22 protein-coding genes, 1 tRNA gene and 1 pseudogene are annotated in these 25,675 nt (G+C 61.0%); 11 read left to right on the forward strand and 13 right to left on the reverse strand.

All coding sequences use genetic code 11. The features are described 5' to 3' along the window. Window positions 1–5: 5 nt before the first annotated feature. Window positions 6–1,214, reverse strand: coding sequence for an MFS transporter (locus OKW98_RS20290; protein ID WP_265389794.1), 1,209 nt, complete (start codon window positions 1,212–1,214; stop codon window positions 6–8). Window positions 1,215–1,418: 204 nt separating this feature from the next. Between OKW98_RS20290 and OKW98_RS20295 the strand changes: the two genes are divergently transcribed. Beyond that, window positions 1,419–2,864 (forward strand): SulP family inorganic anion transporter, encoded by a 1,446-nt coding sequence (locus tag OKW98_RS20295; protein ID WP_265386379.1) that lies wholly within the window; start codon window positions 1,419–1,421, stop codon window positions 2,862–2,864. A 27-nt stretch (window positions 2,865–2,891) separates the two neighbouring features. Here OKW98_RS20295 and OKW98_RS20300 read toward each other — a convergent pair whose 3' ends face one another. Both OKW98_RS20300 and OKW98_RS20305 read right to left on the reverse strand, forming a co-directional pair. Further along, on the reverse strand, window positions 2,892–3,452 hold the full coding sequence (locus tag OKW98_RS20300; protein WP_265386380.1) for a cysteine hydrolase family protein: 561 nt from the start codon (window positions 3,450–3,452) through the stop codon (window positions 2,892–2,894). Between the two features lie 123 nt (window positions 3,453–3,575). Then, entirely contained in the window at window positions 3,576–4,499 is a 924-nt protein-coding gene (locus tag OKW98_RS20305; RefSeq protein ID WP_265389795.1) for a LysR family transcriptional regulator, read from the reverse strand. Between the two features lie 119 nt (window positions 4,500–4,618). Here OKW98_RS20305 and OKW98_RS20310 point away from each other — a divergent pair, with 119 nt between their 5' ends. Next, on the forward strand, window positions 4,619–5,368 hold the full coding sequence (locus OKW98_RS20310; protein WP_265386381.1) for a 3-oxoacyl-ACP reductase family protein: 750 nt from the start codon (window positions 4,619–4,621) through the stop codon (window positions 5,366–5,368). A 164-nt stretch (window positions 5,369–5,532) separates the two neighbouring features. After that, a tRNA-Ser gene (locus OKW98_RS20315) sits at window positions 5,533–5,622 on the forward strand. Between the two features lie 138 nt (window positions 5,623–5,760). On the opposite strand, the gene OKW98_RS20320 is transcribed toward OKW98_RS20315, so the two are convergent. Next, entirely contained in the window at window positions 5,761–6,219 is a 459-nt protein-coding gene (locus OKW98_RS20320) for a hypothetical protein (RefSeq protein WP_265386382.1), read from the reverse strand. A gap of 666 nt (window positions 6,220–6,885) precedes the next feature. Here OKW98_RS20320 and OKW98_RS20325 point away from each other — a divergent pair. From OKW98_RS20325 to OKW98_RS20360, 8 genes and pseudogenes are all read left to right on the forward strand, one after another. After that, entirely contained in the window at window positions 6,886–7,380 is a 495-nt protein-coding gene (locus tag OKW98_RS20325) for a helix-turn-helix domain-containing protein (protein ID WP_265386383.1), read from the forward strand. A 67-nt stretch (window positions 7,381–7,447) separates the two neighbouring features. After that, window positions 7,448–7,882, forward strand: a complete 435-nt coding sequence (locus OKW98_RS20330) for a DUF4124 domain-containing protein (protein ID WP_265386384.1) — start codon at window positions 7,448–7,450, stop codon at window positions 7,880–7,882. A 173-nt stretch (window positions 7,883–8,055) separates the two neighbouring features. Beyond that, entirely contained in the window at window positions 8,056–8,454 is a 399-nt protein-coding gene (locus OKW98_RS20335) for a YybH family protein (RefSeq protein ID WP_265386385.1), read from the forward strand. Window positions 8,455–8,638: 184 nt separating this feature from the next. Next, entirely contained in the window at window positions 8,639–10,141 is a 1,503-nt protein-coding gene (locus OKW98_RS20340; protein WP_265386386.1) for a purine-cytosine permease family protein, read from the forward strand. Window positions 10,142–10,356: 215 nt separating this feature from the next. Continuing rightward, window positions 10,357–10,650, forward strand: a complete 294-nt coding sequence (locus OKW98_RS20345) for a DUF6388 family protein (protein ID WP_122537871.1) — start codon at window positions 10,357–10,359, stop codon at window positions 10,648–10,650. Between the two features lie 140 nt (window positions 10,651–10,790). Further along, window positions 10,791–11,480 carry a crotonase/enoyl-CoA hydratase family protein gene (locus OKW98_RS20350; protein WP_265386387.1) on the forward strand — a complete coding sequence of 230 codons (690 nt, stop codon included), beginning with the start codon at window positions 10,791–10,793 and terminating at the stop codon, window positions 11,478–11,480. Between the two features lie 151 nt (window positions 11,481–11,631). Beyond that, complete coding sequence (locus OKW98_RS20355) at window positions 11,632–12,387, forward strand: lysophospholipid acyltransferase family protein (RefSeq protein WP_265386388.1); 756 nt, start codon at window positions 11,632–11,634, stop codon at window positions 12,385–12,387. Between the two features lie 92 nt (window positions 12,388–12,479). Further along, window positions 12,480–13,450 (forward strand): annotated as a pseudogene (locus OKW98_RS20360) (magnesium and cobalt transport protein CorA). A gap of 350 nt (window positions 13,451–13,800) precedes the next feature. On the opposite strand, the gene OKW98_RS20365 reads toward OKW98_RS20360, so the two are convergent. The 9 genes from OKW98_RS20365 to OKW98_RS20405 form a co-directional block, all read right to left on the reverse strand. Next, on the reverse strand, window positions 13,801–14,523 hold the full coding sequence (locus OKW98_RS20365; RefSeq protein WP_265386389.1) for an amidotransferase: 723 nt from the start codon (window positions 14,521–14,523) through the stop codon (window positions 13,801–13,803). Window positions 14,524–14,688: 165 nt separating this feature from the next. Next, complete coding sequence (locus tag OKW98_RS20370) at window positions 14,689–16,830, reverse strand: 3-hydroxyacyl-CoA dehydrogenase NAD-binding domain-containing protein (protein ID WP_265386390.1); 2,142 nt, start codon at window positions 16,828–16,830, stop codon at window positions 14,689–14,691. A 67-nt stretch (window positions 16,831–16,897) separates the two neighbouring features. Continuing rightward, window positions 16,898–18,103, reverse strand: coding sequence for an acetyl-CoA C-acetyltransferase (locus tag OKW98_RS20375; protein ID WP_265386391.1), 1,206 nt, complete (start codon window positions 18,101–18,103; stop codon window positions 16,898–16,900). Between the two features lie 811 nt (window positions 18,104–18,914). Then, window positions 18,915–19,766, reverse strand: coding sequence for a transglutaminase family protein (locus tag OKW98_RS20380; protein WP_265386392.1), 852 nt, complete (start codon window positions 19,764–19,766; stop codon window positions 18,915–18,917). Next, window positions 19,763–20,722: an alpha-E domain-containing protein gene (locus OKW98_RS20385; protein WP_065989404.1), complete on the reverse strand. Its 960-nt coding sequence runs from the start codon at window positions 20,720–20,722 to the stop codon at window positions 19,763–19,765. Before OKW98_RS20385 ends, OKW98_RS20380 begins: the two co-directional genes overlap by 4 nt. A 12-nt stretch (window positions 20,723–20,734) precedes the next feature. Beyond that, window positions 20,735–22,144: a circularly permuted type 2 ATP-grasp protein gene (locus tag OKW98_RS20390; RefSeq protein WP_265386393.1), complete on the reverse strand. Its 1,410-nt coding sequence runs from the start codon at window positions 22,142–22,144 to the stop codon at window positions 20,735–20,737. A gap of 447 nt (window positions 22,145–22,591) precedes the next feature. Next, entirely contained in the window at window positions 22,592–22,930 is a 339-nt protein-coding gene (locus tag OKW98_RS20395) for a ribonuclease E inhibitor RraB (protein WP_074891900.1), read from the reverse strand. A gap of 249 nt (window positions 22,931–23,179) precedes the next feature. Further along, window positions 23,180–23,416 (reverse strand): hypothetical protein, encoded by a 237-nt coding sequence (locus tag OKW98_RS20400; protein WP_122535170.1) that lies wholly within the window; start codon window positions 23,414–23,416, stop codon window positions 23,180–23,182. Between the two features lie 170 nt (window positions 23,417–23,586). After that, entirely contained in the window at window positions 23,587–25,659 is a 2,073-nt protein-coding gene (locus OKW98_RS20405; protein ID WP_265386394.1) for an LTA synthase family protein, read from the reverse strand. Window positions 25,660–25,675 lie beyond the last annotated feature (16 nt).

Consider the following 25,675-nt stretch of genomic DNA (forward strand, 5'->3'; position numbering starts at 1 on the left):
ACGCTTCACTGCGCAGTGGAATTTTGGTCATGGCTTCTGGAATACGAGGCGCCCAGTAGATAGAAACAGCCGCCGGCAATGATGAATGCCGCCAGCATATAAAACATGAAATGCGCCGACTGGGTCGCCAGAGCGAAGCCGCACAACACCGGCCCCAGCGCACCGCCTAGGTTGGAGAGGTTCTGCGCGCCGTAATACATGCCGCGCAAATGGGTGGGTGCGATGCGGTCGATGAACATGTACTCGGCCGGGAACACGATGATCTCGCCAAGGGTGAACACCGCCACCGCCAGCGACCAGTGCAGCACCGTGGTCGACAGGGCAAATCCGACCACGCCCATCAGGAACAGGCTGAAACCTGCGGTCAGCCACTGATTCAGGTACTGATGGCTGATGCGTTTGCCGACCAGGTACTGCAAGCAGATCACCACCGCGGCGTTCACCGCGACCACCGAGCTGATCACCTGATAGGTGAATTCCGGCGTGCTGGTGGTGACCAGGTATTGCGACAGGTACGCCGTGAACTGCCCGAACACCACCGCGCTGAGCACGCCGCCGACGGTGAAACACACCAGCCGGTAGTCCTTGAGCAGGATGCGTCCGACGGCGATGAAGGAAATCGGCGCATTGGCCGGGTCCGCCGAACTCAGCTTGCGGTCCCCGTACATCGCGTAAACCAGGAAGAAGCCCAGGCCCAACGCCGCCGACATCACAAACGGCAGCTTCATGTTCCAGTGCGCCAGCCCTGCGCCAATGAACGGCCCGACGGCATAGCCGATGTTGATCAGCGTGTAGCGCACCGAAAACACTTTGCTCTGATCGGCCACCGGCAACAGTTTGCCGAACGCTGCCTTGACCACGATATCGATGACTGAATACGCGAAATTGAACGACACCAGAAACAGAAAGAACAGCCACAGCTTGCTGGTCACGCACATGCCGATGAAGCCGGCGACGAAGAACCCGGTGAAACTGAGGATCAACCGATAGCTGGACAGTTTGTCGGTGAGGTAGCCGCCATACAGGCTCAGCAACGAGCCGACAATCAGCGCCCCGCCGACGACCATGCCGATGTCGCTCATGCTCAAGACGAAATTCGAAGACAGGTAAATCACCAGGTACGGCAGAGTGATCGCCCTGCCCAGGGTCAGAAAAAGCGACGACGAAAGCAGGAGATTGACTGAAGCCGGGTAGTGTCTGAGCGCAGCGAGCATCCGTGTTCTGTCCTTCATGACGTGCCGAGCCTTGGTGACAGGCATCGGCGAGCTGTTTGAGTCAAACATCGTTACACAATCGGCAGTGACAGGACACCTGCAGAATGAGTGAAACGCGGCAGGGTGCGGCATTCCTCCGACTGGCCGTCTGCGTTCACATTCCGTAACATCCCCTCCTTTTGCACGCCGCCCTCCAGGACCGCTATGAAACCCGCCCGTCTTCGCGCCGATGTCCTCGCCGGACTCACCACCTCTTTCGCCCTGGTGCCGGAGTGCATCGCCTTCGCGCTGGTCGCGCACCTCAATCCGCTGATGGGCCTGTACGGCGCCTTCATTATCTGCACGCTGACCGCGCTGTTCGGCGGCCGTCCCGGCATGGTCTCGGGTGCGGCGGGTTCGATGGCGGTGGTCATCGTGGCGCTGGTGGTGCAGCACGGCGTGCAGTACCTGCTGGCGACAGTTTTGCTGGGCGGGCTCGTGATGATCGCGTTTGGATTGCTGCGCTTGGGCAAGCTGGTGCGGATGGTGCCGTACCCGGTCATGCTCGGATTCGTCAATGGCCTCGCGATCGTCATCGCCATGGCGCAGCTGGAGCATTTCAAAAGCGGCGAAACCTGGCTCAGCGGCACGCCGCTGTACCTGATGATCGGCCTGGTGGCCATGACCATGGCGGTGGTGTATCTGCTGCCGCGCCTGACCCGATCGGTGCCGCCGGCGCTGGTCGCCATCCTCGGCGTCGGCTTGCTGGTGTACCTGTTCGATCTGCCGACGCGCACCCTCGGCGACATGGCGCACATTGCCGGCGGTCTGCCGGGCCTGTCGCTGCCGGACGTGCCGTGGAATCTGGACACCCTGCGCATCATCGCGCCCTACGCGATCCTCATGGCGCTGGTCGGTCTGCTGGAAACCCTGCTGACCCTGAACCTCACCGACGAAATCACCGAGAGTCGCGGCTACCCCGACCGCGAGTGCGTCGCCCTCGGCGTCGCCAACCTGGCGTCCGGTCTGTGCGGCGGCATGGGCGGCTGCGCGATGATCGGCCAGACCGTGATCAACCTCAGCTCCGGGGGCCGGGGTCGTCTGTCCGGCATCGTCGCCGGGGTGATGATTCTGATGTTCGTGCTGTTCCTGTCGCCCCTCATCGAGCGCATCCCGCTGGCAGCGCTGGTCGGCGTGATGTTCGTGGTGGCCCAGCAGACTTTCGCCTGGGCCTCCCTGCGGGTGCTGCGTAAAGTCCCGCTGAACGATGTCTTCGCGATCATCGCCGTGACCATCGTCACCGTCCTCACCGACCTGGCCACCGCCGTGCTGTTCGGCATCCTCATCGCCGCGCTGAACTTCGCCTGGCAACAGGCTCGCGAGCTGTACGCCGACAGCCATATCGAGCCGGACGGCAGCAAGATGTATCACCTCCACGGCACGCTGTTCTTCGCCTCCACCACGCCGTTCCTCGATCAGTTCGATCACGTCAACGACCCGCAGCTCGTTACGCTGGATTGCCGGCATCTGATCTTCGTGGACTATTCGGCAATCGCTGCGCTGAAAACCCTGCGCGAGCGCTATGACAAAGCGGGCAAACACCTGCGCGTGGTCCACCTCTCGGAACGCTGCAAAAAGCTGCTCAAGCGCGCGGGCGTTCAGCACGCATAAGGTGCGCGTTGAGCCTGGAAATACGGTTTAGCTGATCGCCCGCAAAATAGCCTCGGTCGCCACCACCTGCGCATATTCCCCGTGCAGGTTCGCCAGCGACATGGCGTGGATGTCCTCGGCACTGCGTGGCTGCCCGAAGAAGTCCGCGCCGTCGAAGGTGAAGCAGGCGTCGTGGGGCACGATGACCTCGAAGCCGAGATTGCCACCAGTGCGCGCAGTCGACTCTACGGAGTTGTTGGTCACCACGCCGACGATCACCACCTGATTGATCCCGTCCGCACGCAGCCAACCTTCCAGCGCTGAATGGCAGAACGCGTCGGGCACCTGTTTGTGCAGCTCGCCTTCGTCATCCCACGGCGCAAACGCCGGCTGAAACTCGACCCCGGACTGCTGGGGCCAGAACACCGAGTCCGGTGAGCGGGAGAAATGCCGCACGTGAATCACCGTGCGCCCGCTGTCGCGCCAGGCGCTCAACAGTTCCAGCATCCGCTGCTCGGCGTCAGGGTTGTTGCGCCGGCCCAACTTCGGGTGGTTGATGCCCTGCTGCATGTCGATGAGGACCAGCGCGGCTTTTGGTTGGATGTGCATGTGCTTTCCTATCAAGATCTTTGTGCAGTGAGCTTGCTCGCTATTGCATTGTGTCAAAAACTTCAATGTCTGCTGAGACGGCCTCTTCGCGGGCAAGCGCGCTCCTACAGAAGTCTGCGCCGCTCAAACGGCACTGAAATGCCGCGCCCAATGCTGTTCGGCGAACTGTTCGATGATGAAGTCGACGAACGCGCGGGTCTTGCCCGGCAGTAATGCGTGCCCACTGTAATAGATGGAAATGTTGCCGTCCTCGACATACCACTCGGGCAGCACCCGTTGCAGCGCACCGCTGCGCAGGTACGGCAGGGCAAACGGCATGCTCACCAGCGCAACGCCCAGACCCTGACTCGCCGCGCGGCAGGCAGCCTCGGAATCGCTCAGGGTCATGCGCACCTTCATGCGCAGCGGGCTTTGCTCATGACTGCGATGGCTCAACGGCCAGGAGCGGATTCGCCCGGTTTGTGGCGAACGGATCAGAATGCCGTCGCAGTCGTGCAAATCGTCCGGGTGCGTGATGCCTTCGTGAGCTTGCAGCCATTGCGAAGACGCCACCAGCACGCGGTGAGCGGGCGCCAGTTTACGCGCGACGACGCCCTGGGGCAGATCGAAGCCACCGCCGATGGCCGCGTCGAAGCCCTGCCCGATCAGGTCCACCTGCCGGTTATCGAAGTGCCAGTCCGGGGTGATGGCCGGATAACGCTGCAGAAACTCAGCCAGCAGCGGCACCACATAAAGGCACCCGAACATGGTGCCGACGCTGACCTTCAAGGTACCGGCGGGACTGCCTTCGGCGCTGGCCAGGTTGGCGACAGCGTTCTGGATGGTGTTGAGGCTGGCGCTGACCTCCCCGAGAAAACGCTGGCCCGCTTCGGTCAGCGTCAACTTGCGCGTGCTGCGCTGGAACAGTCTCACACCGAGCTTCGCCTCAAGTTTGGCGACGCTTTTACCGACAGCAGCGGGCGTCAGGCTCAGGCGTCGCGCAGCCTCGGCAAAGCTGCCGACCTCGGCACTGCGCACGAAGCATTCAATGCTGCTGAAGTTTTCCATCGCGCTCACTCACAACTTCTGGTTTACACAGACTATCTCGATTACCGGCTACTGGACGGGTAATCCTCGGCAGATACTCGTGTCCATCAACCCACTCCTCACACACATCGGAGATCGACATGACTCATCCCACCAATCTGATCGGCAAAACGGCACTGGTACAAGGCGGCTCGCGGGGCATCGGCGCAGCGATCGTCAAACGGCTGGTCGCACAAGGCGCTGCGGTAGCCTTCACCTTCGTCAGCTCGGAAGCCAAAGCCCGCGAACTGCAAGACAGCATCACCGCAGCCGGCGGTAAAGCCCTGGCCATCAAGGCCGACAGCGCCAACGCCGAGGACATTCGCGGCGCCGTCGCCAAGACCGTAGAGACGTTCGGCGGCCTCGACATCCTCGTCAACAACACCGGCGTGCTGGCCATCGCCCCGCTTGAAGAGTTCACCCTCGAAGACTTCGACCGAACCCTGGCCATCAACGTACGCAGCGTGTTCATCGCCAGCCAGGAAGCGGCGCGGCATATGAAAGACGGCGGTCGCATCATCAACATCGGCAGCACCAACGCCGACCGCATGCCCTTCCCCGGTGGCGGCGTCTACGCCATGAGCAAATCGGCGCTGGTCGGCCTGACCAAAGGCCTGGCCCGCGACCTCGGCCCGCGCGGCATCACCATCAACAACGTCCAGCCCGGCCCGGTCGACACCGACATGAACCCGGCCGACAGCGACTTCGCCGAAACACTGATGGGCCTGATGGCCATCCCGCGCTACGGCAAATCCGAAGAAATCGCCGCCATGGTCGCCTACCTTGCCGGCCCCGAAGCGGGCTACGTCACCGGCGCCAGCCTGACCATCGACGGCGGCTTCGGCGCCTGATCTCATCGCCCTCGCCGCCGACGCGAAGCCCCGGACCTCAGTGAGCGCCCGGGACTTCGCGCTTTTTGCTTAAGCGCATGAAAATTCTGAAAAAAAGTTTTGCCTTCGCCAAAGCTTTCGACTACATTAGCGCGCCTCGACAGACTGAACGTCTGAAGAGATACGGTGAAGTGTCCGAGTGGCTTAAGGAGCACGCCTGGAAAGTGTGTATACAAGAAATTGTATCGAGAGTTCGAATCTCTCCTTCACCGCCACATTAAAAAGATCCCCGCAACGCTTACGGCGTGCGGGGATTTTTGTTTTTGGGGAGCTCAGCTCATCGGGCCTGCGTGGGCCCGCCAGTTGGCAAAGTGGCAAGTCTTCCAGTTGCCGCCACTCGCCCGCCGCGCTCGTCAGTCACTCTCATCTAGCTGGTTCAAGCTGACCCTATAAGACTGAAGTCCATCAGTCTGGGTGTACTGTTTGCTGAAGTAGTCGTAGACCGCTCCCTTTACGCCAATACCCACGCCATTGTCCGTATCCCGGATCACCACGTCTTTTAAGGCGCTGTCGGTGATCATGAATGAATTCCGCCTATTCAGTTCCTTGAGTATCTCCTCGTCAGGGCCCGGGATCGGGCTGCTCAGATAAAACCGCAAAGTGTCCAGGTCGGTGGCAGGTGCGCCGTAGTACGTGACGTACACCCATGCGCCGCGCTTTAGCTGATGTTTGAGCACCAGATCGTCCGCATCAGCGATCCCGCCTAGAACATGTTCGAGGAGGTAATAAATAAGCAGCACGCTCAGTAAAGCCCAGAAGAGAAACTTATAAATAGCGGGGGAGTTAGTGCCCGTTTGATCGTGGCTGTTCATTCCGTGATGTCTCCTTGAGTTCTGCGGCAGCTCAAACATCTCTGCTCAATCAGATTGAATGGGCAACCCTCTGAACGTGCAGACCCCGCCGCGAGCTCAGACAGCTTCTGCAATGAACGGGTGGTCACCAAGAAGGTGCTTGAAGTTTGCAAAGCGAGGCGTTGCGTGGTGGGGACGCACCATGCAGAGCAGCCTCCAAGGCGTGACAAATTGTGTGTGAGCCTGACTCGCTTTGAAAGCCCCGATCCTGAAAGACCAGCAGACGCTGTTTGTAGGCGATAGCCAGTTGTTCTCAGGCCACGCTATCGCCGGTTAAACGCTGCCCATGTAGAGGATGGCCGGTCGGCCTATGCTCCGCAGCCTTTTGTCGCCAGCATGTTTAATCCCCGCAGCCCCGTACCCGGCGCGATCCCCGCCCTGCAAACGACCGCGTGACCCAACCCACTGGAATAACTAGAATCCTCCAGCGTTGATTTTTCCACGCAAAGCGTCGGAAAAATCGCCATTTGAGTGTCTGAACAGCTAAGGTCTACCCGTCGTACTGTGAATGACTCCAATTCCCCTACACGGCTAGCGCTAAACCAAAAGAAAACAGTCCGTATTCCGGCCCCCATTGCGCACCCGCAAACAGACACAAGCAGGGTGCGAATTCGCAGGAGAAGGTTGATGAATGGCATCGGTAAACGTTTGCGCCAAGAAAGAAAACGTCTGAAATTGACACAAAGCGCACTGGGCGCCATTGGCGGTGTGGAAGCTAATGCCCAAGGGCATTACGAAAGCGGGCAGCGATTGCCCAGGGCGGATTATCTGTTCAAGATCGCCGCCGCCGGGGTGGACATCATGCGCGTCGTCACCGGGGTGGATCCCTCCGCCCGCGCAGAACTGCCCGCCTTCTCTACCATCCAGACGAGCCAGAATACCGAGGGTGACGCCGATGTCGACAGCTCGGAAAGCATGGTGAAAATCATCAGCCAGTTGCGCCAGAGCCTGTGGATCACGGCGAATGCGCTATGCGAAGTCACGCGGCTGGTGGATTCCGAGGAGCTGCGATCAAGCGCCGATCATGTCGAAGATCACCTGAAGGTCTTGCAAGGGGATGCTGACATGTTCGCAGCACTGGCCTTGGCCAAGGTTCAGAAAGCGGCACACGAAACTCACTGATTCCGTTCAGCGCCACTGACAGCCGTCCCTCCCAGGTGGTAGCCTTGCGCCATCCAGGGAGGTTCCGATGAAAAGATTTTCAACACTGTCCACGGCCGTCATGGCGCTGCTCGCCACCAGCCTGGCACACAGCGACGTTTTCAAGTGCGTTGCTGCCAACGGTGCGATCAGCTTCGCCTACAGCCCTTGCCCGACCTATGTTGGCGAATCCACCCTACAGCGCCCGCCTCCGGCCCGGCTTTCCAGCGAATGGGAAGAAACCGATTTCCCCTATCGCCTGAACAAGAACGCTACCGAGATTCTGCAAGTCAGCCGACGCAGAAAGCTGATCATCACCAATGAGCGGGAAATCGCCGATCGCCTGCAAAGCATCCGCCCGCCTCCCCCTGGCCTCCCGTCCACCTGCACCGCCCCTCGTTACGACAGCGCCTGCTTCGACCCTTCCGGCGGCCGTGTTCGTCAGCCGGTGAAAAGCGGCCTGATGAAATCCTCAGGAAACTGACGACTCACCACTTGCCGCTTGCCGCTTGCCGCTTGCCGCTTGAGGCTTGAGGCTGAACGCCAGCCATTACTTTTCGATTTTCTGAACTAAGTTTTTACCGGCGCCGATGTGACGCCCCGTGAGAGCTGCTTACAGTCGGGCCCCATCGCCAGAATCACAAAAACGAGCCGGCCATGACCTCCATCGACACTCGCCACGACGCCGTTCAACACGCGGCAAAAACGCTCATCGACGCGTTCGCCAGCAACGACACGGACGCCTACTTCGCCGCATTCGCTGAAGACGCCACGTTCCTCTTTCACACCATGCCTGCGCCCCTGCTGTCACGCGCCGCTTACCGCGATGTGTGGGCTGGCTGGCAAGCCGACGGTTTTGCCGTGCTCGGTTGCCAATCGCGCAACGCGCACATCAGCCTGCAAGGCGAGGTCGCGATTTTCATGCACGACGTCGACACCCACGTCCGCTTCGGCGATGAAGAAAGCCATTTCAGCGAGCGCGAAACCATTGTCTTTCGGCAACATGGCGCGCGCTGGCTGGCGTGCCACGAACACCTGTCGGTGAAAACGGGCTAGCGCGGACGGGCCATCAATGGCGAGCAGTCCTCAGAGACTGCCGTACACACAACGCACTGCCTTACCTGATTCAGGGTCGCAATGCCGACCACTGCCAATGCCACGATCGGGTTCACCGGTCGAGATAACGGGCCTGCGCTCTGCGCCGGCCTTATAACAACACGACAGCGCGCAGGCACATCCCATGGCTCACCCCACCACTACGATCGAAACCTTCGGGGTCGAACAGATCCCCGATCATCAGCGCGACGCTGCGCCCCTCGACCTGTTTCGCCTGACCTTCGGCGGCGCCAACACCTTCGCCACCGCCGTGCTCGGCAGTTTTCCGGTGCTGTTCGGCCTGTCGTTCCAGGCGGGCGTCTGGGCCATCCTGTTGGGCGTCGTGCTCGGGTCGATCATCCTCGCGCCAATGGGTCTGTTCGGCGCCCTGAACGGCACCAACAACGCGGTCTCGTCCGGCGCGCACTTTGGCGTTCACGGACGCATCGTCGGCTCGTTTCTGTCGCTGCTCACGGCGGTGGCGTTCTTCTCGCTGTCGGTCTGGAGCTCGGGGGATGCGTTGATCGGCGGGGCCAAACGCATGGTTGGCCTGCCGGAAAACGACTTCACTCTCGCGTTGGCCTACGGTGTGTTCGCCGTGCTGGTGTTGGTGGTGTGCATCTATGGGTTCCGCTTCATGCTGTGGGTCAACAAGATCGCGGTGTTCGCTTCCAGCCTGCTGTTCCTGCTCGGCCTGTTTGCCTTCGGCGGCAGCTTCGATGCGGGCTTCGCCGGTACGGTCAATCGGGGCAGCGAAGGATTCTGGGCAGCGTTCATCGGGGCGGCGCTTCTGGCGATGAGCAATCCGGTGTCGTTCGGTGCGTTTCTCGGGGACTGGTCGCGCTACATCCCACGCCAGACCTCGAAAAAACGCATCATGGCGTCGGTGTTTCTGGCGCAGATCTGCACGCTGATTCCGTTCCTGTTTGGCCTGTGCACGGCGACCATCGTGGCCACCCAGGCGCCGCAATACATCACGGACAACAACTACGTTGGCGGCCTGCTGGCGGTCTCGCCCAGCTGGTTCTTTCTGCCGGTGTGCCTGATCGCGATCATCGGCGGGATGTCGACCGGCACGACGTCGCTCTATGGCACCGGGCTGGACATGTCGAGCATGTTTCCGCGCCTGCTCAATCGCGCCCAGGCGACGATTCTGATCGGCATCGCGGCGATTGCCTTCATCTTCATCGGCCGTTTCGCCTTCAATCTGGTGCAGAGCGTGTCGACCTTCGCGGTGCTGATCGTGACATGCACCTCGCCATGGATCGTCATCATGGTCCTGGGACTGATCGTTCGCCGCGGCTTCTATCACCCGGCGGATCTGCAAGTGTTTACCCGGGGCCAGAGCGGTGGTCACTATTGGTTCGAAAATGGCTGGAACTGGCGCGGTCTGGGCGCGTGGCTTCCAAGCGCGGCGGTGGGCCTGTGCTTCGTCAATTTGCCGGGGCAGTTTGTCGGTCCACTGGGGAATCTGGCGGGCGGGATCGACATCAGCCTGCCGATCACCCTTGGCCTGGCGGCGCTGTTGTACATCACCCTGCTGCGCACCTTTCCGGAACCGGTTGGCGTGTATGGCTCGCACGGCCCACATCCGCTGTTGGGCGACAGCGCCCATCGCAACGTGAAGAAGCCGATGGCGATCGGTTGATATTCCGACGCCGTTGACCGAGGGTTCGCTTTAAGCGGGCCCTTTTTATTCGTCCGCAACGACGCTATTCACTCAGCGGCCTGAGCCCTGGGCTACCCCGACCGACGGGTCGTGTGCCGCTGGCGCCAGTGATTCACATCACGCACAATCGCCCCTCACCTCAGCATCCCACCCACAGCAACACGTCAGCTCGACCCACAGGAGATCACCCCCGCATGAACGCAAACGACTGGACCGAAGCTGCCTTGGCGAAGTACATCGTGACCAATCCGATGTTGCAGGCTGAAATCCAGGATTTGAGCCCGAAAGAGCAGCAACAGCAGACCCTCTGGGCCTTCGAAGACGAAGCTGAAAATCTGGGCATCCCGACCTGGGAGCTGGCGCTGACTTTCATTGCCGAAACCCCCGAGCAACTGAAGGAACTGCGCCTTGCTGCGCACAAGGAAGCGGCCGAGGCACTGGACATGGACTGGGAAGAGTACTGCGAACTGAACGAAGTCGAAGTTTAACCGCGTCCTCTCCGCACCCCCTCAGGGTCGCCAGCGTCGGCGACCCGACCCCCTGACTTGCCAGTCATCCTTTACGCTTTACCTTGCCCTGCCGGGTGGGTAACGTCTGCGCCACTTCAAAACAAAAAAGGACTTGCTCCATGAGTGATTTGGTCGCCTATCAACTGGATGACGGCGTTGCGACGCTGACCTTGACCAACGGCAAGGTCAACGCCATCAGCAACGACGTGGTCGCCGCGTTCAATGCTGCACTGGACCGCGCCGAGCAGGACCGCGCCGTGGTGATCATCACCGGTCAGCCGGGCATTCTCTCGGGCGGGTACGATCTGAAAATCATGACCTCGTCGCCGGAAGCCGCCATGGCCCTGGTCGCCGAAGGCTCCACCCTGGCGCGGCGCATGCTGTCGTTCCCGTTCCCCATCGTGGTCGCGTGCAGCGGTCATGCTGTAGCGAAAGGCGCGTTCCTGCTGCTGTCGGCGGATTATCGCATCGGCGTCGAGGGCCCGTTCAGCATCGGTCTGAACGAGGTGCAAATCGGCATGACCATGCACCACGCCGGCATCGAACTGGCCCGTGACCGCTTGCGCAAAAGTGCCTTCGGGCGTTCGGTGATCTGCGGCGAGATGTTCGATCCCCAAGGCGCGCTGCAGGCCGGGTTCTTCGACAAAGTGGTGGCACCGGAAGCACTCACCGAAGCGGCGCGCACCGTGGCGCTGCAGATGAAGAAGATCAACATGCGTGCCCACAAGCAGACCAAGCTGAAAGTGCGCAAGGAATTCCTCGAGACCCTCGACCGGGCCATCGAGCTGGATCGTCAGATCCCGCTCTGAGGGATCACCGACAACGCGCCGCATTCCTTGCGGCGCGTTCCTCCTGAAACATCCCGTTAAATTCCTGATCCTCCGCCCGGCCCGTGGGCGATTGCCGATTCCAGTGCACATCCGTACACTGCGCGCCTTTTCGCCTACCGGGTGGTTTTGCATGCTGTTCGTACTGCGTATGTTGCTGATGAGCCTGCACTTTCTCGTCGCTGGCGCCTTGGGGCTTTTGCTTGGCCTGTGCCGCCCGTTCAACCCGGACAACAGCCGCCTGTGTGCCCGCCTCTACGCCCTCCCCGCCATGCGCATCCTCGGGCTTCGCCTGAACGCGCAACTCAGCCCGCAGTTCGATCAGGCCAGGCCCTGCGTGATCATCTGTAACCATCAATCCAACTATGACCTGTTCGTCCTGGGCAACATCGTGCCGCCGCGCACGGTCTGCATCGGCAAAAAAAGTCTCAAATGGGTGCCGTTTTTCGGCCAGCTGTTCTGGCTGGCGGGCAACGTGCTGATTGACCGTGGCAACCCGCAACGGGCGCGCCGCGCCATACTCCAGACCACCGACACCCTGCAGCACAAGGACACTTCCATCTGGGTGTTCGCCGAAGGCACGCGCAACAAAGGCGAAGTATTGCTGCCGTTCAAACGTGGGGCGTTTCAGATGGCGATCGAGGCCGGTGTGCCCATCGTGCCCGTCTGCGTGAGTACCTACGTGCGCAGCATGGATTTGAATCGATGGGACAGCGGCGAGGTGATCATCCGCACCCTGCCCGCCGTCCCTACGGCAAACCTGACCAGCGAAGATATCCCGCAGCTCATCGCGCTCTGCCACGGCCAGATGCAGACCTGCATCGCCAGCATGGACGCGCAAGTCCGCGGCGCCGCGGCCGCCCTCCAAACAGACGCTGAACAGCACTGAAAAAACCTGCGAACTCGTTTAAATCCGCCGACTCTGATCTGGGAGCGCGCTAAGCTGCGCGAGAGTTTTCCCTAAAAGAAGAAGCAGACATTATGGGTCGAGTGGTTGCCGCTGCCGTTTACAGCGCCGGAAAGAAAGTCACCAATATTTCCCTCGATGAAGGCGCGGCCTGGGCGGCGAAACCCGGGCATTTCGTCTGGATCGGCCTTGAGCAGCCAGACCTCGAACAACTGACCACGCTGCAGCGGCAGTTCAATCTGCACGAGCTGGCCATCGAAGACGCGCTGGAAGTTCACAGTCGGCCGAAACTGGAGACCTTCGGTGACGCACTTTTTATCGTGACCTACGCGCCGATCCGCGAGAACGGCAAGCTGATGTTCATCGAGACCCACATCTTCGCCGGCAAGGGTTACGTCATCACCTCGCGCAACGGCGATTCGAAGTCCTACGGGGTGGTGCGTCAGCGCTGCGAGGCACGGCCATTGCTGCTGGAGCACGGTGAAGACTTCGTCCTCTATGCGTTGCTGGATTTTGTCACCGAGAACTACCAGCCGGTCACCGAGCAGATTCACTGCGAGCTCGAAGAGCTAGAGCACAACGTCCTGCGCAAAGACCTCAACGAATCCGACATCCACCGCATCCACTCGCTGCGTCGTGACCTGCTGCGCCTGCGCCGCTACGTGGCGCCCATGGTCGAGATTGGCGAGGAGCTGCAGAAGCTCAGCTTCCCCTTCATCGACAAGAACATGCGCCCGTACTTCCGTGACGTGGAGATCCACGTCAAACGTCAGATGGAAGACCTGTCCAACCTGCGCGACATCGCCAGCCAGACCATCGAAATCAGCCTGCTGCTGGAGTCTTCTCGGCAGAGCCTGACCCAGCGCAAATTTGCCGCGTGGGCCGCGATCCTGGCCTTCCCCACCGCCATCGCCGGGGTCTACGGCATGAATTTCCAGAACATGCCCGAGCTGACCTGGCATTACGGGTATTACATGGTGCTGGGGTGATCGTCGGCGGGTGCGGGATCTTGTTCGCGAGCTTCAAGCGGTCGGGTTGGCTTTGAACATTCTCCTGCTTCGACTCATACACGGCCTGTAGGAGCGCGCTTGCCCGCGAAAGCGTAGGCACGTACGACCCTTATGCGTCGGATGTACCGGCCTCTTCGCGGGCAAGCGCGCTCCTACACCGATCGGCGGCGAACAGTGAGATCTGGTGGCAGACGCTGGTCTTTTCCTGGCTGAAGCCTGTCTACAGAAACACCGCGTACTTTAGTGGGACCGGCTTTAGCCGGGAAGAGGCCGGTGTGAGCACCCTAAATCTTGCAGCATGGCGACTGACGCCTTCCCGGCTGAAGCCGGTCCCACAGAATGAAGCCGGTCCTACAATGATCACCTCACCTGGCAAGACAGCGCTTTAGCTCACGGGCCGCTTGTTCGCCACAAATCGCATCATCCATTCCGCCACCGCCGTGCCGTGGTGGTCTTCTTCCAGGCTGGCGATGCCTTTGCCGTAGACCTGCTCGCCCAGAGCATCCTGGCGAATATCGAGCAAGGTGCGCGAATAGTCATGGATGAATTCCGGATGCCCCTGGAAGCACAGCACTTGGTCGTTGATGTGATAAGCAGCGAACGGGCAAAACTCGCTGGTGGCAATGACCGTCGCGCCTTCGGGCAGCGCGGTGACCTGATCCTGATGGCTGATCAGCAACGTGAGCTTGTCCAGCGCAGGCGTCATCCACGGTTGTGTGGGTGAGAGGTTGTAATGATGAATGCCGACGCCCCACCCCTGTGGCGCGCGCTCGGTCTTGCCGCCCAGCAGCAGCGCCAGCAACTGATGACCGAAACACACACCCAGCAACTTGTCGCCGCGCTTGTAGCGGTCAAGCAGGTAGGTTTTCAGGGTTTCGATCCACGGATCGGTACCGAAGGAATCAGCCTTGGACCCGGTGACCAGATACGCGTCGAACTGCTCGTCATCCGGCGGGTAATCGCCCTGCATGACGTTGTAGACGACGAATTCCGCAGGCACCGGCTGGCGCGCGAAGAGCTTCTCGAACATCCGCCCGTAACCCTGGTATTGATCGACCAGTTCCGGGCGAAGTACGTCGGTTTCCAGAATGCAGATGCGTAACGACATAAAAATTCCTGATGCGACAAAAGCGAAAATGCGTGGGCCCAAGCCTGCCTTGAAGGCCGGGGCAAGGCAAGGCCCAGTTAAAGCAGTGCGCTGTCGTCAGCTGAACCCACGCTGTACTTTTCTTTGATGAATCAGCACTTCATACGGCACAACGAGGAGGCGTTGCTAGAACAGCGAGCCCTGCTCGGCTTTCTCCAGCAGCAATGCAGGCGGTTGAAAGCGCTCGCCGTAGCGCTCGGCCAAGGCGCGGGCGCGGTTAATGAACAGCTTGAGCCCGTATTGATTGATGAACTGCAACGCCCCGCCAGTCCAGGCCGGAAAGCCGATCCCGAGCATCGACCCGACGTTGGCGTCCGCGGTTGATCGCAGCACACCCTCCTCCATGCAACGCACGGTATCGAGGGCTTGAATGAACAGCAAGCGGTCGCGAATATCTTGGCCGCTGATCTGTGCGTCGGGCTTCTCGAAGCGGATTTTCAGCTCTGGCCACAAGTGCTTGGGCGCGCCGTCGGGGTAGTCGTAAAACCCGCCGCCGGAGGTTTTTCCTGCGCGATCGAATTCATGCAACAGCTGCTCGATCACCGCGTCGGCCGGATGCCCGGCGAGCTCAACGCCCTGCTCGGCCAGGTCCTTGCGCGTCTGCTGGCGGATCTGGCTCATCAGCCTCAACGACACTTCATCGGACACCGCCAGCGGCCCCACGGGCATACCGGCCTTGCGCGCCTCGGTCTCGATCATCGGCGCGCTGATGCCCTCACCCAGCATGGCAATGCCTTCGTCGGCGTAGGTGGCGAACACCCGCGAGGTGAAGAAGCCGCGCGTGTCATTGACCAGAATCGCGGTCTTGCCGATCTGCCGAACGAAGTCGAAGGCCCGCGCCAGGGTCATGTCGTTGGTGCGTGCGCCCTTGATGATTTCCACCAGACGCATCTTCTCCACCGGGCTGAAAAAATGCAGGCCGATGAAGCGCTCCTGTCGGCTGATGGCGCTGGCGAGGCCCGTGATCGGCAGCGTCGAGGTGTTGGACGCAATCACCGCATTGGGCACTACCACTTGCTCGGCGGCGGCGCTGACCTGCGCTTTCAGCTCGCGATTCTCGAACACTGCTTCAATGATCAGATCGCAACCTTCGAGATCGCTGTCGCGGCCCGTCGGCTTGATCCGGCCCAGCACGGCGTCGCGCTGAGCTTCGGTGATGCGGCCACTGGCAACCTGCTTGTTCAGCAGTCGGGCGGAGTAATCCTTGCCCTTCTGGGCCGCCCCCAGGTTGACGTCTTTGAGGATCACGCTGACGCCTGCCACCGCCGTCACATAGGCAATCCCGCCACCCATCAAGCCGGCACCGAGGATGCCGACCTTGCGCATGTTGAACACCGGCGGCGCCTTGGGCCGTGCCTCCGCGGCCTTGACCCGGTTGAGCTGAAACCAGCTGCCGATCATGTTCTTGGCGATGGGGCCGGTGGCGAGTTCGGTGAAGTAACGCGCCTCGATTTTCTCCGCCGTATGGAAATCCACCTGGGCGCCTTCCACGGCCGCGGCCAGGATCTTCTCCGGCGCGGGGTAGCAACCCTGGGTTTTGCTGCGCAGGATTGAGGGCGCGATGGCCAGCATCTGCGTCACTTTCGGATGCGCAGGCGTGCCGCCGGGCAACTCAAACCCCGGTTGGTCCCACGCTTTAGCCGGCGCCGGATTAGCCAGAATCCATTCACGCGCCTTGGTCATCAGGTCTTCAAAGTCGCTGGCCAACTGATCGATCACGCCCATCTCCAATGCCTGATCGACGCCCATCGTCCGGCCCTCCATTAGCAACGGCAGCGCTTTCTCCAGCCCCAACATGCGCACCAGCCGCACGGTGCCCCCGCCGCCCGGGAGCAAACCGAGGGTGACTTCCGGCAAGCCCAGTTTCAGGTGAGCGCCGTTCAGTGCGATCCGGTGGTGGCAGGCCAGGCACAGCTCCAGGCCACCGCCCAATGCCGAACCTTCAATGGCCGCCACCACCGGTTTGCCGAATGTTTCCAGGGCCCGAAGCTGAGCCTTGAGGTCCATGGTCATCTGGTAGAACGCGGCGGCGCGAGCGGCATCGACCTGACTCAGCTCGTAGAGGTCGCCGCCGGCAAAGAACGTCTTCTTCGCCGAGCGGATGATCACGCCAGCAATGGACTCTTTGTCCGCCAGCAGGCGTTCAAGGGTTTCGGCCATCGCCTGACGATACGCCGCGTTCATGGTATTGGCCTGCTGGCCGGGCATGTCGAGGGTCAGGGTGACAATCTGATCCGGGCCGGTTTCGTAGCGGATGGCATCGCTCATGCGGTCTTTCTTCCTGAAGCGGTTATCGGATAAAGGCGGTGGGGGAAGCGGTTGTCGTGCTGCACGTTCATACCCGCTCGATGATCGTCGCGATGCCCATCCCGCCGCCGACGCACAGGGTCGCCAGGCCGTAACGCAACTGCCGGGCTTCTAGCTCATCGAGCAGCGTGCCGAGAATGATGCAGCCCGTGGCACCCAGTGGATGGCCGAGGGCAATCGAGCCGCCGTTGACGTTGACCTTGGCGGGGTCGACGCCCATGTCCTTGATGAACTTGAGCACCACCGAGGCGAAGGCCTCGTTGACCTCGAACAGGTCGATGTCATCGATGGTCAGCCCCGCTCGCGCCAAGGCTTTGCGCGTGGCCGGCGCAGGGCCCGTGAGCATGATGGTCGGATCGGTGCTGGTCACCGCCGTCACCACAATGCGTGCCCGTGGCCGCAGCCCCAGCGCCTGGCCTTTTTGCGCGGTGCCGAGCAGCATCAAGGCGGCGCCATCGACGATGCCGGAGCTGTTGCCCGGCGTGTGCACGTGTTCGATGCGTTCGACGTGGCTGTAGACGCGCAGCGCCGTGGCGTCATAGCCCATTTTGCCGATCGCCTCGAAACTCGGGCGCAGTTTGCCCAGCGCCTCCGGCGTCGTGTCGGGGCGGATGAACTCGTCATGGTCGAGCAAGAGCATGCCGTTCTGGTCCTTGACCGGCACCAGCGAACGGCGAAACGCACCCCGCTCCCTAGCACCCGCGGCCTTGTGCTGGGATTGCACGGCGAACAGGTCCACGTCGTCGCGGCTGAAGCCTTCAAGGGTGGCGATCAGATCGGCGCCGATCCCCTGGGGCGTGAAGTGGGTGTGCAGATTGGTTTGCGGGTCCAGCACCCAGGCGCCGCCGTCACTGCCCATCGGCACCCGCGACATCGACTCCACGCCGCCGACCACCACCAGGTCCTCGAACCCGGAACGGATTTTCATCGCCCCCAGATTCACCGCTTCCAGCCCCGATGCGCAGAACCGGTTGACCTGAACCCCGGCCACGTTCACGGCCCAATTGGCGACCAGCGCTGCGGTTTTGGCAATATCAGCGCCTTGATCGCCGATGGGCGTGACGCACCCCAGCACAATGTCATCGACGTGGTGGGTGTCGAGGTGATTGCGCACTTCCAGTTCTTTCAACAGCCCTGCCACCAGATCCACCGGTTTGACGCTGTACAACGCGCCGTCCGGCTTGCCCCTGCCCCGCGGCGTGCGCACGGCATCGTAAATAAACGCTTCGGTCATGCTGTCCTCGCTAAACCGATGAAATGTCTTTTTATAGGTCTGGCCGACAGTCGAACTGTCATGGGAGCACTGTCCAGCACAGTGCGCATTGTCTCGCCGGATCGAGTGACAGGGTAGCTGGTTGTAGGAAGTTTCGGACTCGGACGAACGGTAGCGAGCTAATGAGCGTGGACAGTTTTGGACGCAGGTGTCTAGCAGGCGAGTATCTGAGCCATGGCTATTTGCTGATCCTAATGAAGTTATAAAGCGGCGATTTCATAATCCTCAATGATCTAAACCGCACAGCACGCGGGCTCTAAGGTTTAGTCAGTAGCAGTGGCGCCATAACTAAATCGATTCACCAGCGCCCACCGCCCACGATCTGCTGATCGGGGCACCTGCTCTTTTGCCTCACCTTTGCCAACCCTCGCCTTGGTCACGCCCAAAGCCCATGGGTTTCTGTCGCTCAGGAATAACAAGAAAAGGCATCTATCATGTTCAAGTTCAAGTTCAAGCGCTCGAAGATACGTCAGGCCGGACTCATCGTTTTCGCCACTACGCTGCTGCTGATCTTGCCGAACATGACGCGGCTGTTTGGCTGAGCATCCTGCGCTCTGCGCGCAGTCTCCCACGACGGACTCGCCAGGTTGCCTGCGTCATACAGGCGACCGTCGGCCGTGCGTATATCGCGTCGTTGCATCTCGATTGCGTGGGGGCGGATTGTGTGGGATCAGCGATTTGGATGGGATGAGAGCAAGGCTATCTGTCGCACTGAGCAGCCTACAGACCGTGGGAAGGCGGCCGAGCTGAACGCTCGACCGCGAGGGGCTGATCAACCCTGGCGTTGCACCTGAATCATCGGCGCCGGGACAGGTTTTTTCGCCGCCGCCGGAACCGCAATCGGCGCTGAGGGCGACACGACTACCTTGGCGTGCATCTGCTCGCAACCACCGCCACGGCGCATGCCGCGCACCGGGCAGGCGTCCAGATAATCCAGACCGACCGCCAGCTTCAGATGCCGCTCCGGGATCGCCAGCTGATTGGTCACATCGAAGCTGTACCAGGCGTCGTCAATCCAGGCCTCTGCCCATGCATGGCTGGACAGATGTTCGCTGCTGTCGCTGTAGAGATAACCCGACACATAGCGCGCCGGCACCCCTAGACTGCGGGCACAGGCCAGAAACGCGTGGGTGTGGTCCTGACAGACGCCCACGCGGCTGGCGAACGCTTGCGCGGCGCTGGTATCGACTGCGGTCGAGCCCGGCGTGTAGGTAATGTGCTCGTTGAGCGCGTGCATCATATCGATCAGCGCGGTGCGGTCGGTGCGCTTGTGGGTCTGCGCAACGGCAAAGGCGCGGATGGCTTCGTCAGCCTCGGTCAGGCGGGTGAAACGCAGGAACGGCAGCGCTGACTGGGTCTCATGTTCGGCCTCGCGCTTCTCGTCGATCTCGACCTGGCCACGTGCACCAATGACGATGGCTTCGTGGGGTTCGTCCAGCGTCAGCACGTGGAGAATATTGCCGAACGGATCAATCTGCGCACGCACCGGGCGCGGCAATGCCAACTGCCAGCTCAACACCTTCTGGCGCTCGCTGTCGTGGGGGGTCAGACGCAAATACTGGATGCTGGCGCGGACCTGATCGTCGTAGTGATAAGTGGTCTCGTGGCTAATTGAGAGTCTCATGCAGCCTCCAGGTAAGAAGTGTGAATGACGCTACCCAGTTGGGCCAAAAGTGGGATGAATTCGTTCAACCACTCATGTAGGCCTTCATCGAGAATTTCGTCGATGCCGGTGTAGCGCAGGCGAGCGTCCAGCTCGGCGGCCAGACGCTGGGCGGGACGGCCATTGGCCCCGGGCAGACTGGCGAGAATGATGTCCAGCTCCTCCAGGCACGCACGCAATGAGCGCGGAATGTCCGCACGCAACAGCAGCAATTCGGCGACCTGACGGGCACCCGGTGCATCGCGATAGACTTCCGTGTACGCCTCGAATGAGGACAATGCGCGCAACAGCGCACTCCATTGGTAATAGCCGGCGGCGGAACTGTCTGCCGCCGCGTTGGCGGACGGGCCGCGCAATTCGAGCATTTCATAGCGCGCATCGAGCATGCGCAGGGTGTTGTCGGCGCGCTCGATGAACGTGCCCAGGCGAATGAAACGGAAGGCATCGTTGCGCATGATGGTGCCGTAGGTCGCGCCGCGGAACAGGTGCGAACGCTCCTTGACCCACTCACAGAAACGGCTCATGCCGTAGCGGCTCAAACCCTGTTCGGCGATGCCGCGAATTTCCAGGTAAGTGGCGTTGATGTTTTCCCACATGTCCGCAGTAATACGCCCACGCACGGCATGGGCACTGGCCCGCGCCGCGCCCAGGCAGCTGAAGATGCTCGCAGGGTTTTCGGCGTCCAGTGCGAAAAAGTGCAGCAAGCGCTCGGCGTGCAGGTCGCCGTGGCGCTCCAGGTAATCGTCCAGGGTTCCGGTGATCAGCAGTGGCATGGCGATTTCATTGAGGCCATCCCCGCGTCCATCCTGTGGCATCAACGACAGCGAGTAACTGACGTCGAGCATCCGCGCGAGGTTCTCGGCGCGCTCCAGGTACCGCGACATCCAATATAAATCCGAGGCAGTTCTACTTAGCATTGGCAGGCATCCTTAATCCTCGACCACCCAGGTGTCCTTGGTTCCGCCACCCTGCGACGAGTTCACCACCAGCGAGCCTTCGCGCAGGGCAACACGCGTAAGACCACCGGGCACTACACGGGTTTCGCGGCCAGCCAGGACGAACGGGCGCAGGTCGATGTGGCGCGGCGCGATGCCGTTCTCGACGAAGGTCGGACAGGTCGACAGGCACAAGGTCGGTTGCGCGATGTACGCATGGGGTTTGGCTTTGAGCCGGGCCCGGAACGACTCGATTTCGGCGGCGGTGGCGGCAGGGCCCACGAGCATGCCGTAACCGCCGGAGCCCTGGGTTTCCTTGACCACCAGATCGCCCAGATTGGCGAGCACGTGGGACAGCTCTTCGGGCTTGCGGCACTGCCAGGTCGGCACGTTCTTGAGGATCGGCTCTTCGTCGAGGTAGAAGCGGATCATGTCGGTCACGAAGGGGTAGACCGACTTGTCGTCCGCCACGCCAGTGCCGATGGCATTGGCCAGCACCACATTGCCCGAGCGGTACGCAGCCAGCAGGCCCGGCACGCCGAGCATCGAATCCGGATTGAACGCCAGCGGATCAAGGAACGCGTCATCGAGCCTGCGGTAAATCACGTCGACCGCTTTCGGGCCGTCGGTGGTGCGCATGAACACGCGGTCATCGCGCACGAAGAGGTCAGCGCCTTCCACCAGCTCGACGCCCATTTCCCGGGCCAGAAACGCATGCTCGAAAAACGCGCTGTTGAAGCGCCCGGGGGTCAGCACGACCACGCTCGGGTTATCCAGCGGGCTCGAACTTTTCAGGGTGTCCAGCAACAGATTCGGGTAGTGATCGATCGGCGCGATGCGTTGCGCGGCGAACAGCTCGGGGAACAGCCGCATCATCATCTTGCGGTCTTCGAGCATGTAGCTCACGCCGCTTGGCGTACGCAGGTTGTCTTCGAGCACGTAATACGTGCCATCGCCGTCACGCACCAGATCGACGCCGGAGATATGCGAATACAGGTCGCGATGCAGATTCAGGCCCTGCATTGCCAACTGGTATTGCTCGTTGGCGAGAACCTGTTCAGCAGGAATGATCCCGGCCTTGATGATGCGCTGATCGTGATAGAGGTCAGCCAGAAACATGTTCAACGCCTTGACGCGCTGAATGCAGCCGCGCTCCACCACGCGCCATTCGCTGGCCGGGATGCTGCGCGGAATGGTGTCGAACGGGATCAGCCGCTCGGTGCCCTGCTCGTCGCCGTACAGCGTGAACGTGATCCCGGCGCGATGAAACAATAAATCGGCCTCACGCCGACGCTGAGCGAGCAACTCAGGCGGCGCTTCACCCAACCAGCGGGCAAATTCCCGATAATGCGGACGGACTACGCCGCCCGCATCGTACATCTCGTCATAAAAGGTGCGGATCATGCCGTACTCCTTGTCACCATGGACACCAGAGCCTTCGCAAGGCCCGTGCCATCGGCATAAACGCTTTGATATCAATGGGTTGAATTAAATAGCCACAGCGCCCGCACCATTCCTGTGCACGATGCGCCCTAACCCGCTGCCCGACGCTTCATGGCGAAGCGTCGCTCGATTTGAAAATCTATCGAAGGCATAGCCAGAGTTCATTTCCGCGCGTTACAGGAGCTGAGCATAATCGCCCCATACCGCAGACCAACCCGCCGGATCACCCAAGGCGATTGGCTCAAAACCTTATTGGCAACGCCACCCGATATTCCCTTTGCGCCGCTCCCAAGAGAGCGGCTTTTTTTTGCCTGTGATTCAGCTCGGTGCATCTCCCTCCCCCACGCTGGGTCGCAGAGGCGAGAGATTGCGTTCGACTACCAGTCGTTTGCTAGCGACGCCTACAGGTCAATGCAGGCGCTTGAGCACCTGTTTGACGCCCCAGCCTTCAACCTCCCCGTCCAGACCGAAAATCGCGGTCTGGAAATCCTGCTCGAAATCGCCTATCCCGTCGTAGGTCGCGTACATCAACTTGCTCAGTTCCAGGTGCCAGGCACCGTCTTCCAGCGCATTGAGCTGGACATTGACTGACTCGCCACGAAATTTTTCCGCAGCCTGACGCGCCCGGTCCTCATCCGGAAAGGTGGCATAGAACTCGATGGGGTGAATGCGTGCGAAGTCGAAACCGCCTTCTTTCATGCAGCGCAGTACATGGCTGCTGACGTCTTCTTGATAGGCTGTGCTCATGAAACGTCCTCCTATGCAACGATAGATAGAGTTTCAACTATCCCGAAACACCCCTCGATGGCGAGGCGTGTAGCGGCAGGTCATCTGCCGCCCGGGACTCAAGCATGTCGCTGACAAGGCCGGTGCGTTTTACAAAACGGGCATACGTACGCGAGCGGACTCGGGTAGATGCATCACCGACCTCGCTGGCAGAGTACCCCCATTGATAGTGCGTTGCCAATTGGCAGGAGGGCGGGAAATGCAGGCTTCCTACGAAGCCTCGACGATGGAGATGATCTGTACCGCGTTCTGCTCTTTGAGTGTCTTTACAGTGGGCTCGGCAGTGCGACCGTCGAGGTCGTTCAGATCAAGATCACTGGCGACCGGAAACAGGATCGGACGGAGTTGCTGCGCAGCCTCTTCTTCACTGGGACGGTGATCGGATTCAAGATCGAGGGTTTGCTGCACACCGTCTTTGTCCAGAAACGAAATAGTCCACACTTTCATCAATCTCTCCTCAGTAAGGGCCTGACAACGGCCTAGTGATCTTGACCCTTGCAGCGCAACGACGTTCAACCCGAATCGTCAGCGCACAGCTGACGTCAGCAGCTTGCAGCCATGGATTCGCAGGCAAAAAAAAACGCCCCGGTCTCGGGGCGTTTTTCATCAGGCTGCGGTCATTGTGGCTTGGCGTCTTTGACCCCTGCCGTGTTGTCCAGCAGGCTCTTGGTCGCGGTCTGCAGGAAGCTGTCGAGCTTCCTGCGCAACTCGGCGACGTCCGGCGCGTTCGGCATCAGCTCGGCGTGGGGCTTGGTGCCCAACGCGTAGCTGTACACCTTCGGCTCCATGTCCTTGGGTTCGATCAGGATCCGGTTGCCGGTGACCAGCGCCACGGTCTGCTCGCTGCCCGATGGCTTGATCACACCAAAGCCCTCGTCTCCCGCTGGCAGATTGAGCAAGTCGCGACCCCAGCACTGATGCACGGTGTCACCACCCAGGCGGCCCATGATGGTCGGCACGATGTCGATCTGCGTGCCGACGATGCTGCTGCGCTTGCCGAACTTGTCTTGCAGGCCCGGGGCGATCATCAGCATCGGCACGTTGAAGCGGCCCAGGTCCATCTCGGTGATCTGCTCGTTATTGGGGAAGCCATGGTCACCGACGACCACAAACAGCGTGTCCTTGTAGTAAGGCTCTTTCTTGGCCTTCTCGAAGAACTGACCCAGCGCCCAATCCGCATAACGCATGGCGGTGAGGTGTTCATCCAGCGTGCCATGCCCGGTCACGCGCTCGACCGGCAGATTCGCCGGCAGTGCGTACGGCGTGTGGTTGGACAGGGTTTGCAGCAAGGCATAGAACGGCTTGCCTTTGGCTTCGCGGGCTTTCAGCTCTTCGGCGCCACGGTCGAACATGTCCTGGTCGGACACGCCCCAGGTCGGGTCCGAGAACACCGGGTTGACGAAGTCATTACGGCCAATGAAGTTGGTCATGCCCTGGTTGCTGAAGAAGCCTGACTGGTTGTCCCAGGCGAAGTCACCGTTGTAGACGTAGACGTCGTCGTACTTGCGCGCACTGAGCAACTGCGGCAAACCGGACAGCTTGTGGCTGCCTTCCGGTGTCTGCATCAGGTACTCGAAGCCCGGCAGGTTCGGGAAGCAGGCCATGGTCGCAAACATGCCCTGATGGGTGTGCGTGCCGTTGGAGAAGAAACGATCAAACAGCAGACCTTCCTGGGACAGTTTGTCGAAGTAAGGCGTGATGTTCGATTCGTCACCCAGCGCACCCACCGAATGGCCGGCGAAGCTTTCCATCAGGATCACGACGACGTTCTTGATCGGCAGCGTGTTGGCCGCTGGCGGCGTGAAATCCCGGCGCACAGCGGCTTTGTCTGGATCGACCAGCTTCTCGTTGGCCGTCAGCAGCATGTCGCGGACGATCTGCTGGGCTTCGGCCTGAGGCAGAGTCGCCTTCCAGATGTTGTCGCGGTCCTCGGACATCCGGCTCTTCGCCGCGGCGATCAGCGTCAGCGTGCCGTTCAGGCCCAGGGTGTTGGCGAAGTTGGAGTCAGTGGTGTACGCATCGCCCCAACGCAGCGGCGGGCCCTGGCGCAAGGTGCCGCGAGCAGCGATGACGGCTACCACCAGGCACAGCAGGAAGACCACGGCGCGCTTGTACAACGGCGCGACCACACGGTTGTCGGCGCTGGCGACGTTGAACCCGCCACGCGGCCGGGTCAGGCGATCAACGCCTTTGAAAACCAGACTCAGCAACCAGGTCAGCAGCGCCCACGCCAACAGATAGCGAACCACCGGATAGCCGTACCAGATCATGCTCAGGACGGTTTTCGGGTCTTCTTTGACGTACTGGAAAACCAGGCCATTGAGGCGCTGGTGGAATTCACGGTAGAAATCCATCTCCATCAGGCCGAAGAACGTGGTCAGGCTCGCGACCACCGTCAGCCAGAAGCGAAACACCCCACGGGCGGCCATCATGCGCGCGCTGAACAGGGACAGCAGCAGGGGAATCAGGATGTACACGACCAGACGCAAATCGAACCGCAGGCCATTGCCGAACGCCTCGATGAAGGTGGAAGCCGGCGTCGCGCCGATGCCTTCGCGGTTATAGACCAGCAGCGCAACGCGCAACAGGGTGTACAGGACCATCAGCACCAGGCCGCTCAGGAGCGTATAGGCCAGGTGCGATTTGACGGTAGGTTGCGGCGCGCGCGCCGGGGCGTCCGTTTTGGCCATGTGTTGTGGGATCCGT

Source organism: Pseudomonas sp. KU26590, assembly GCF_026153515.1.
Taxonomy (GTDB): domain Bacteria; phylum Pseudomonadota; class Gammaproteobacteria; order Pseudomonadales; family Pseudomonadaceae; genus Aquipseudomonas.

Excerpts from the sequence above, each read along its gene's own strand:
- OKW98_RS20390 (WP_265386393.1), bottom strand. The coding sequence starts at position 22,144 with ATGATCCGCACCTTTTATGACGAGATGTACGATGCGGGCGGCGTAGTC.
- OKW98_RS20310 (WP_265386381.1), top strand. The coding sequence starts at position 4,619 with ATGACTCATCCCACCAATCTGATCGGCAAAACGGCACTGGTACAAGGC.
- OKW98_RS20355 (WP_265386388.1), top strand. The coding sequence starts at position 11,632 with ATGCTGTTCGTACTGCGTATGTTGCTGATGAGCCTGCACTTTCTCGTC.
- OKW98_RS20405 (WP_265386394.1), bottom strand. The coding sequence starts at position 25,659 with ATGGCCAAAACGGACGCCCCGGCGCGCGCGCCGCAACCTACCGTCAAA.
- OKW98_RS20290 (WP_265389794.1), bottom strand. The coding sequence starts at position 1,214 with ATGCTCGCTGCGCTCAGACACTACCCGGCTTCAGTCAATCTCCTGCTT.
- OKW98_RS20340 (WP_265386386.1), top strand. The coding sequence starts at position 8,639 with ATGGCTCACCCCACCACTACGATCGAAACCTTCGGGGTCGAACAGATC.
- OKW98_RS20300 (WP_265386380.1), bottom strand. The coding sequence starts at position 3,452 with ATGCACATCCAACCAAAAGCCGCGCTGGTCCTCATCGACATGCAGCAG.
- OKW98_RS20325 (WP_265386383.1), top strand. The coding sequence starts at position 6,886 with ATGAATGGCATCGGTAAACGTTTGCGCCAAGAAAGAAAACGTCTGAAA.
- OKW98_RS20385 (WP_065989404.1), bottom strand. The coding sequence starts at position 20,722 with ATGCTAAGTAGAACTGCCTCGGATTTATATTGGATGTCGCGGTACCTG.
- OKW98_RS20335 (WP_265386385.1), top strand. The coding sequence starts at position 8,056 with ATGACCTCCATCGACACTCGCCACGACGCCGTTCAACACGCGGCAAAA.
- OKW98_RS20375 (WP_265386391.1), bottom strand. The coding sequence starts at position 18,103 with ATGACCGAAGCGTTTATTTACGATGCCGTGCGCACGCCGCGGGGCAGG.
- OKW98_RS20395 (WP_074891900.1), bottom strand. The coding sequence starts at position 22,930 with ATGAGCACAGCCTATCAAGAAGACGTCAGCAGCCATGTACTGCGCTGC.
- OKW98_RS20305 (WP_265389795.1), bottom strand. The coding sequence starts at position 4,499 with ATGGAAAACTTCAGCAGCATTGAATGCTTCGTGCGCAGTGCCGAGGTC.
- OKW98_RS20370 (WP_265386390.1), bottom strand. The coding sequence starts at position 16,830 with ATGAGCGATGCCATCCGCTACGAAACCGGCCCGGATCAGATTGTCACC.
- OKW98_RS20400 (WP_122535170.1), bottom strand. The coding sequence starts at position 23,416 with ATGAAAGTGTGGACTATTTCGTTTCTGGACAAAGACGGTGTGCAGCAA.
- OKW98_RS20330 (WP_265386384.1), top strand. The coding sequence starts at position 7,448 with ATGAAAAGATTTTCAACACTGTCCACGGCCGTCATGGCGCTGCTCGCC.
- OKW98_RS20380 (WP_265386392.1), bottom strand. The coding sequence starts at position 19,766 with ATGAGACTCTCAATTAGCCACGAGACCACTTATCACTACGACGATCAG.
- OKW98_RS20365 (WP_265386389.1), bottom strand. The coding sequence starts at position 14,523 with ATGTCGTTACGCATCTGCATTCTGGAAACCGACGTACTTCGCCCGGAA.
- OKW98_RS20295 (WP_265386379.1), top strand. The coding sequence starts at position 1,419 with ATGAAACCCGCCCGTCTTCGCGCCGATGTCCTCGCCGGACTCACCACC.
- OKW98_RS20350 (WP_265386387.1), top strand. The coding sequence starts at position 10,791 with ATGAGTGATTTGGTCGCCTATCAACTGGATGACGGCGTTGCGACGCTG.
- OKW98_RS20320 (WP_265386382.1), bottom strand. The coding sequence starts at position 6,219 with ATGAACAGCCACGATCAAACGGGCACTAACTCCCCCGCTATTTATAAG.
- OKW98_RS20345 (WP_122537871.1), top strand. The coding sequence starts at position 10,357 with ATGAACGCAAACGACTGGACCGAAGCTGCCTTGGCGAAGTACATCGTG.